7 protein-coding genes and 2 pseudogenes are annotated in these 8,008 nt (G+C 71.6%); 4 read left to right on the top strand and 5 right to left on the bottom strand.

The features are described 5' to 3' along the window. Positions 1 to 143: 143 nt before the first annotated feature. Positions 144 to 1,325 carry a mandelate racemase/muconate lactonizing enzyme family protein gene (locus ACFXPK_RS05180; RefSeq protein ID WP_385071793.1) on the bottom strand — a complete coding sequence of 394 codons (1,182 nt, stop codon included), beginning with the start codon at positions 1,323 to 1,325 and terminating at the stop codon, positions 144 to 146. Between the two features lie 92 nt (positions 1,326 to 1,417). Between ACFXPK_RS05180 and ACFXPK_RS05175 the strand changes: the two genes are divergently transcribed. Beyond that, positions 1,418 to 2,101: a GntR family transcriptional regulator gene (locus tag ACFXPK_RS05175; RefSeq protein WP_385071791.1), complete on the top strand. Its 684-nt coding sequence runs from the start codon at positions 1,418 to 1,420 to the stop codon at positions 2,099 to 2,101. Between the two features lie 31 nt (positions 2,102 to 2,132). Here ACFXPK_RS05175 and ACFXPK_RS05170 read toward each other — a convergent pair. From ACFXPK_RS05170 to ACFXPK_RS05160, 3 genes and pseudogenes are all read right to left on the bottom strand, one after another. Further along, positions 2,133 to 2,681: pseudogene (locus ACFXPK_RS05170) on the bottom strand (YciI family protein). Positions 2,682 to 2,803: 122 nt separating this feature from the next. Beyond that, positions 2,804 to 3,440, bottom strand: a pseudogene (locus ACFXPK_RS05165) (TetR/AcrR family transcriptional regulator). Then, positions 3,437 to 4,240 carry a HipA family kinase gene (locus ACFXPK_RS05160; protein ID WP_385071788.1) on the bottom strand — a complete coding sequence of 268 codons (804 nt, stop codon included), beginning with the start codon at positions 4,238 to 4,240 and terminating at the stop codon, positions 3,437 to 3,439. Before ACFXPK_RS05160 ends, ACFXPK_RS05165 begins: the two are co-directional and overlap by 4 nt. A 142-nt stretch (positions 4,241 to 4,382) precedes the next feature. Between ACFXPK_RS05160 and ACFXPK_RS05155 the strand changes: the two genes are divergently transcribed. Next, positions 4,383 to 4,574, top strand: a complete 192-nt coding sequence (locus ACFXPK_RS05155) for a hypothetical protein (protein ID WP_385071785.1) — start codon at positions 4,383 to 4,385, stop codon at positions 4,572 to 4,574. Positions 4,575 to 4,711: 137 nt separating this feature from the next. Further along, positions 4,712 to 5,518 carry a phosphotransferase gene (locus ACFXPK_RS05150; protein WP_385071782.1) on the top strand — a complete coding sequence of 269 codons (807 nt, stop codon included), beginning with the start codon at positions 4,712 to 4,714 and terminating at the stop codon, positions 5,516 to 5,518. 458 nt (positions 5,519 to 5,976) lie between these two features. Here the strand turns inward: ACFXPK_RS05150 and ACFXPK_RS05145 are convergent, their stop codons facing one another. Then, the gene (locus ACFXPK_RS05145) at positions 5,977 to 6,972 is read right to left on the bottom strand and encodes an aldo/keto reductase (RefSeq protein ID WP_385071779.1); all 996 of its coding nucleotides are present in this window, start codon (positions 6,970 to 6,972) and stop codon (positions 5,977 to 5,979) included. A 127-nt stretch (positions 6,973 to 7,099) separates the two neighbouring features. Between ACFXPK_RS05145 and ACFXPK_RS05140 the strand changes: the two genes are divergently transcribed. Next, a complete protein-coding gene (locus ACFXPK_RS05140; RefSeq protein WP_385006505.1) occupies positions 7,100 to 7,963 on the top strand; it encodes a helix-turn-helix transcriptional regulator in 864 nt (287 codons plus the stop codon). The last annotated feature ends 45 nt before the right edge of the window (positions 7,964 to 8,008 follow it).

Raw genomic sequence — 8,008 nt, 5'->3', positions numbered from 1 at the left:
GGGGGCGCCCCGCGCGTTGCGCGCCCCCTCTCGCGTGCGGCGGCCCCGGCGGTCCCTTACGCGCCCCCCTTCGGGGGTGTCCGGTCGTGGGCGCCGCCCGACGGCGCCCGCCGGGTGGCGGGCGCGTCACGGTGCGGCGCGGGTCAGCCGTGCAGCGCGCGCAGCACCTCGTAGAAGGCGGCCTTGCGCTCGAAGCCGATGCCGGGGGTGTCGGTCAGGCCGACGCGGCTCTTCTCGACGACGGCGTCGTCGGCGAAGCCGCCGGTGGGCTGGAACTCGCCCGGGTAGGACTCGTTGCCGCCGAGCTTGAGGGCGGCGGCGATGTGCAGGGAGAACTGGTGCCCGCCGTGCGGGACGCAGCGCCGGGAGGACCAGCCGTGCCGGCGGAGCATGTCCTGGATGCGCAGGTACTCCACCAGGCCGTAGGAGAGCGCGGGGTCGACCTGGATGGTGTCGCGGTCGGGGCGCATGCCGCCGTAGCGGATGAGGTTACGGGCGTCCTGCACGGAGAAGAGGTTCTCGCCGGTGGCGATGGGGCCGCGGTAGTGCTCGGCCACGGTGGCGTTGAGGTGGTAGTCGAGCGGGTCGCCGATCTCCTCGTACCAGAACAGCCCGTACGGCTCGATGGCCCGCCCGTACTCCAGGGCGGTGGTGAGGTCGAAGCGTCCGTTGACATCGACGGCCAGCCGGGAGCCGTCGCCGCCCAGGACGTCGATGACGGCCTCGATACGGCGCAGGTCCTCCGCCAGTCCCGCGCCGCCGATCTTCATCTTGACGACGTCGTAGCCCAGGTCGAGAAAGCCGCGCATCTCGTCCTTGAGGTCGGTGAGGGTCTTGCCGGGGGCGTAGTAGCCGCCCGCGGCGTAGACGAAGACGGAGTCGTCGGGCTGTCCGTCGCCGTACCGCTCGGACAGGTACCGGTACAGCGGCTTGCCCTCGATCTTGGAGGCCAGGTCGAACAGGGCCATGTCCACCACGCCGACCGCGACCGAGCGTTCGCCGTGTCCGCCGGGCTTCTCGTTGCGCATCATCACGTCCCACGCCCTGGCGTGGTCCAGCCTGCCCTGCTCGTCCAGCAGGCTGCCGGGTTCGGCGTCGAGCAGGCGGGGCAGGACGCGGCGGCGCAGGATCTCGCCGGCGCTGTAGCGGCCGTTGGAGTTGAAGCCGTAGCCGACGACCGGCTTGCCGTCGCGGACGACATCGCTCTCGATCGCCACGATCGAGCAGTCCATGGAGCTGAAGTCGATCCAGGCGTTACGGATCGAGGAGCTGATCGGGACGGTGCCCTCGTAGACGTTGGTGATCTTCACTGGGGCCTTTCTCATATCTTATAAGATGCGACGGCTGTTAGAGTGGGCCGGAGCCACACGGGATGTCAAGGGGTGGGGAACCGCCGGAAAGGAACGGTCAGGGGGCCATGGCAGGACCGAACCTGTTCTTCAGCAAGAGCGACCTCGCCTACGCGGAACTCCGCGACCGGATCCTCTTCGGCACGCTCCCGGCCGGGTCACGGCTCGCGCAGTACGACCTCGCCGAGTCCCTCAACATGAGCATCACGCCCCTGCGCGAGGCCATCCGCCGCCTCAGCAGCGAGGGGCTTCTCACCGTGGAGACCCACCGCGACGTGCGGGTCTCCACCATGAACTCGGACGAGGCCCGCCAGCTCTTCGAGGTCCGTCTGTCCCTGGACCCGACCGCCGCCGAACTCGCCGCCCTGCGGCGTACCGACGACGACATCGCCACCATGCGGGCCGCCGTCGACCGCCTCCTCCCCGTCACCCGCCAATGGGGGGAGGAGGCGCTCACGGCCCACCGCACCTTCCACCAGGCGCTGTACCGGGCCTCGCACAACGATGTCCTCATCCGTCTGCTGGACGATCTGTGGGACAAGTCCGACCGGTACCGTCGCCTCGGCCTGGAACTCCCGCCCGGCGACGAACCGCGCACCCGTGACCTCCAGGAGCACCACCAACTCGTCTCACTGATCGTGGACGGCAGGGGCGCCGAGGCGGCTCAGTTGATGCGGGACCACATCACCCACAGCCTGACCGTCACCGCCATCAGCGCCCTGGAGGACCGTGAGGGCGCCTCCACGGGGTGAGACGCGGCGGGCGACGCCGTCGGCCCGGTCCTCACGAGCGCCCGCCGGGCTGCCAGTTGTGCACCTCGATGGCGGCGTACCGGTCCGGGGTCAGTACGGCGCGGGCCGTGTCCGGGTCCGGCGCCCGGACCAGCGCCGCCGTGCCCAGTCAGATGGCGCCGTCGTCGGACAGGAGCGGTCCGTAGGCGATCAGTTCGTCCCGGTCGGCCGGCGGCGCGAGGTCGGCGGGCCGCCCCGCGCCGAGGCCGAGCACCAGATAGCGGTTGCCACCGCCGGGTTCGCCGGGGAACTCCCACATGGTGCGCCCCAGTGTGTTGCGCCACCGCCGCAGCAGTACGTCCCGGTAGGCGCCGGCCTGGTAGCTCGGCTCGTCGAAGGCGAACGCGCGGGCGGCGGCGGGATCGGGGAGGTCCACGATGTGCACGCTTCCGGTGGGCGTGTCGCCGTCGTCGGCGAGGGTCGGCCCCCGGGCGATCATCTCCTTCGCGTACCGGTCCATGTAGGACCAGTGCTCTTCCAGCAGTTCGTGGCGCAGCGGCAGGGAGCCGGGCCGGTCGCGGTGGTAACAGAGGAACTCCATGCCCAACGATCTCCCGACGGGGGCGGGTTGGTCGAGGAGGTTTCGCCGTGACGGCCGCCCCGTGTGCGAGCCGGGGACATGGCGGCACGGTGCCGATGACGTACCGGCGGTGCGTCGGCGCGTCACTCCTCGCGGGTGGCGTAGCCGAGCGTACGTTCGCTCAGCGTCTCCTCGACGACATCGAGGAGTTCCAGCAGGGCCCCGGAGATCGTGGCGGGGTCCTCGCCCGCCACGAGGCGTCGGCCGATCTCGCCGTAGACCAGCGAGTGGAACCAGCCGATCTGGCCGGCCACCACGCGCGGTGTCTGGTCGCCGGGGGCGGCTCCGGTCTCCTCGGCCAGAACCGCGGTGAGGGCGTCGGTCATCTGCCGGCCGAGATCCTCCAGGCGGGCGGTGAGAGTGGGGGCGGCCCGCATCATCTCGAACACGGGGCCGAAGCCCGCGGTCAGGCCCACCTTCCGGTCGCGGTGGCGCAGTTCGTGCCGCAGGTGTCCGAGCACCGCGCCTGCGGCGGACTCGCCGGGCCGCCGCGCGCGTGATGTCGGCGAGCCGCTGCGGGGACGCCTCGTCCGGCGGCAGGACGAGGTCCTCCTTCGCCTCGAAGTAGTTGTAGAGGGTTTTGACGGAGACCTCCGCCGCCGCCGCGACCTCGGCGATGGTGACGTGGTCGAAGCCCCGCGCCACGAACAGGCCGAGGGCCGCCTCGGAGATACGTCGCCGCGTCTGCCGCTTCTTCCGTTCCCGCAGCCCCTCGCTCATGACGCGACCTGGGGGAGCCACCGGTCGGACATCCGTACCCGGGAGGCGAGATGGGCCACGTAGGCTTCGCGGACCTCCTCCGGCGTGGCGAACCCCGGCTCGTCGGCCAGCCACGCGTCCGGTACGGCGGCGACGATCCGGCGCAGCAGCCGAGGGGTCACCCGGTGCGCCAACTCGGCGTCCGCGGCAGCCATGTCGAGGCCCGGTGAGCCGAGCGCGTGGAACCGGAAGTCGTACGCCTTGCCGACCGCGTCCGCCGCGCTCTCCCAGCGGTGGTGGAAGACCAGCGACGCGCCGTGGTCGATGAGCCACAGGAGAGGCTTCTGAGGACCGGAGGCCGGCCATGTCATCAGGTTCGAACTGTGCACCGTACGGTCCACGTTCGCGGTGAACGCGTCCAGCCAGATGATCCGGGCGGACTCGACCGGGTCGGCCTCCGGTGCACCGGGTGTCCGTGGCGTGAAGTCGGCGGCTCCCGGCAGGTGGTCCATGCCGAGGTTGAGCCCCGCGCTGGCGTGCAGCAGGTCCTGCACCTCCTCGTGCGGCTCTCCCGCGGCGACCGACGGGTCGAAGTTCACCAGCACCAACTCCGGTACCCGCAGGCCGAGATGGCGCGCCAGCTCGCCGACGACGACTTCCGCGACGAGCGCTTTGCGCCCCTGCGCCGAGCCCGTGAACTTGACGACGTACGTCCCCAGGTCATCGGCCTCCACGACCCCGGGGACGGAGCCCCCGCTCCGCAGCGGGGTCACGTACCGGACGGCTGTGACCGTACGCAGCCCGTTTGTGTGGGTCTCCATGCGCTTCCGCTCCCGCCCGCTCCGCTCGAAAATATAATGCGCTGTAAATATACAGCTCGCTATAGTTTTCTCGGACTTCCTGCAGACGCGGGCTTCCACGGAGAGGACGACACCGGTGACGACGGACGCGCGGGATGCCGCGGTGAGGCGTGCCAACGCTGCTCTGGAGACGTACACGCTCTCGGGCGACGGCTGGCGCCGCAGCCCCGGTGAGACCCTGCACCAGGTCCTCGCCGATCTGCTGCACTGGTGTGACGGCACCCAGCGCGACTTCGACGCCGCCCTCAAGCGGGCACGCGCCCTGCACACGGCGGACAGCCCGCCGTCCGCGTAGGCGATGGCGCTCTCGCGACGGGGCCGCCGAAGGGGCGGATCAGGCTCAACGGCTCATGGTCAACGGTCCATGGCTCAAGGGAGAGAGGTCGGACGACAGTGCGGACATCGGAGGTCACGCGTGCGGTGGCCGCGGCCATGGCGACCGCTTCCTCGCTCGGCCTGAGCGTGGACGACGCGATCGTTCTTCAGGACTCGAACAGGCTCACACTGCGCCTGCTGCCCTGTGACGTGCTGGCCCGGGTGGCGCCCGTGGCGCATCAGGCCGCACAGGTCGAAGTCGAGCTCGCCCAGCGGCTCGCCGGAGCCGGGTGCCCGGTGGCCGTTCTCGACCCTCGGGTGGAGCCACGCGTCCATGAGCGCGACGGCTTCACGGTCACGCTCTGGACGTACTACGCGCCCGTGACACCCCGAGAGATCCCACCGGCCGACTACGCCGACGCGCTCCAGCGGCTGCATGCCAGTATGCGCGCGCTCGACGTGCCGGCGCCGCGCTTCACGGATCGCGTCGAGCACGCCCGACGACTGGTGGCGGACCGTGACCGCACCCCGGAACTGGCCGACGCGGACCGGCGACTGCTCGGCGACACGTTGCGGAGCCTGAGACGGGCGATCGACGAGCGCGGCGCCCCCGAACAGCTACTGCACGGCGAGCCGCACCCGGGCAATGTGCTCTCCACGGAGAACGGGCTGCTCTTCATGGACCTGGAGACATGTTGCCGTGGGCCCGTCGAATTCGACCTGGCCCATGCCCCCGAAGAGGTCGCCCGGCACTGTCCCGGCGTCGATCGGGACCTGCTGCGGGAGTGCCGGATCCTCGTACTCGCGATGATCACGACGTGGCGCTGGGACCGGGACGACCAACTCCCGGACGGGCGCCGCTTGGCCGCCGAATGGCTCGGCCGGATCCGGGCGGCCCTCACCGAGGACAGGGACAGAAGCTGACGGCCCGGCTTCTGCCGCCGGACGTCAGGCGGCGATGCCGGGTTGCAGGGTTGCCGGGTTGTCGGCGAGGCGGGATGTCCTCGGCGGTAACCCGGAGCCGGCAGGAACCGGCGGAACCGGGAGGCTTCCGCGGCCAGGACGGTGTGACAGCGCGGGAAGGCGGCGACGACCCGGAACCGCGCCTCGCGATGGTCGTCCTGGTCCGGACAGCTCACTTCCAGCAGGGCGCCCGGTAGCGGAATTTCCCCGGCTCGACCGCGGGGACGCCGGTGGCAGGTGGCGGTGACGGCGACGATGCCGACGTCGGAGGAGGCCGACAGCTCGGCGTCCTCCGACGCCCCGACGGCCGAACCGCCGAGGTACGCGCCCCGGACCCCGTCATCGGCCTTGTCGCAGCTCGCCGCCGCCTCTCGACCGATCAACAGGGTCCGGGCCGCGCGGGCAGCCGGGCGCCGGGTTCAGTTCCCCACGCCGAGGCCGGACATGAACGCCGCCGGGTAGCGGTCGCCGCGTGCCGCGCCCGGTGGGACCGCCTTCTCGATCTCGGCGAGGTCGTCCGCCGTGAGGGCCAGCTCCGTCGAGGCCAGCGCCTCGGACAACCGCTCGCGGGTACGGGCGCCGACCAGCGGCACGATGTCCTCGCCCTGCGCGGCCACCCAGGCGATGGCCAGTTGGGCGACCGTGCACCCCTTCGCCGATGCGACCCGGCGCAGCGCCTCCACGAGGGTGAGGTTGTGCTCCACGTTCCCGCTCGTGAAGCGCGGGCTGAGGCCGCGGCCGTCGCCGGGTTCCATGGCACGGCCGGCGGACCAGTGCCCGGAGATGAGGCCCCGGCTGAGGACCCCGTACGCGGTGAGGCCGATGCCGAGTTCACGCAGCGTGGGCAGGACCTCCGCCTCCACCGCACGGGAGATCAGCGAGTACTCGATCTGGAGGTCGGCGACCGGATGTACGGCATGGGCCCGCCGGACCGTCGCCGCGTCGACCTCCGAGAGACCGAGGTGGCGCACGTACCCGGCGTCGATCATCTCCTTGACCGCGCCCACCGTCTCCTCGATCGGCACCGCGGGGTCCAGCCGGGCAGGACGGTAGATGTCGATGTGGTCGGTGCCCAGCCGGGTCAGCGAGTAGGCCAGGAAGTTCTTCACCGCCTCGGGGCGGCCGTCGTACCCGCCGAACACGGGGCCGGGCCCCCGCAGCATGCCGAACTTGACACTCAGCCGGTAGCTGTCGCGGTCCCGGCCCCGCAGAGCCTCGGCGAGCAGCAGTTCGCTGTGGCCCATGGCGTAGAAGTCGGCGGTGTCGATCAGTGTGACGCCGGCGTCCAGCGCGGCATGCACGGTGGCGATACTCTCCGCGCGGTCGGCCGTGCCGTAAGCGCCCGACATGGCCATCGCGCCCAGGCCCAGCGCGGAGACGGCCGGACCGGTGCTGCCCAGGGTTCGGGTCCGCATCATGTTTCTCCTTCGTCGTCGGTCTGCCACCCACCCTGCGCCCGTCCCGCGATCCACGGGAGCGGAGCGTTCATCATGGGAGAGCCGCTCCCTGGATCGGCGCGCCGGCGCGAGGGACCCTGGGGTGATGCAACGTGACCAGCTCGCCGACTTCCTGCGCCGCCGCCGCGAGGCGATCCGCCCGGCCGAGGTCGGCATCGCCGACGGCCCCCGGCGCCGCACCACCGGCCTGCGCCGGGAGGAGGTGGCCCTCCTCGCCGGAATGTCGGTGGATTACGTCGTACGCATCGAGCAGGGCCGCAGCAGCCGGCCCTCGACGCAGTTGCTCGGCGCGCTCGCCAGGGCGCTGCGACTCTCCGACGACGAGCGCGACCATCTGTTCCACCTGGCCGGCCACCGGCCTCCGCCCGCCGAAGGGGTGGCCGGACAGGCCCGCGCCGGTCTGATCCGTATGCTCGACCTGCTCGGTGACACCCCGGCCCTGGTCCTGTCCGACCTGGGCGAGATCCTTGCCCAGAACCGGGCGGCCCTGCTGCTCGCGGGCGATCTCACCGGCTTCTCGGGCGACCGGCGCTATGCCGTGCACCGCTGGTTCACCGACCCGGATGCCCGCGCCGTCTGCCCGCCCGAGGAGCGGGAGTACCACGCCCGCCGTCTCGTGGCCGATCTGCGCGCCGCCGTGGGCCGCCGGTCCGGCGACCCCACGGCCGCCGGACTCGTCGACCGGTTGCGGCCCGCGAGCGCCGACTTCCGCCGGCTCTGGGACGAACACGAGGTGGCGGTCCGCCGCGCCGACCGCAAGACCTTCCTGAACCCGAGGGTGGGCAGCCTGCGGATGGACTGCGAGACCCTGGTCACGCCCGACCAGGGTCAGCAACTGCTGGTGCTCACCCCGGCGGACACCGAGACCCGCGAACGACTGGAACTGCTGCGCGTCCTGGGCGTCCAGGAGTTCCCGACGGGGCGGACCGGCCCTGAATCCGTACGGTGACGCCGTCACGGGTCCTGGGCGGAAGGCAAAAACCGCACAAGTAAC

It is taken from the genome of Streptomyces sp. NPDC059142, assembly GCF_042755665.1.
Taxonomy (GTDB): domain Bacteria; phylum Actinomycetota; class Actinomycetes; order Streptomycetales; family Streptomycetaceae; genus Streptomyces.
This window is presented reverse-complemented; position numbering and strand designations above follow the sequence as displayed.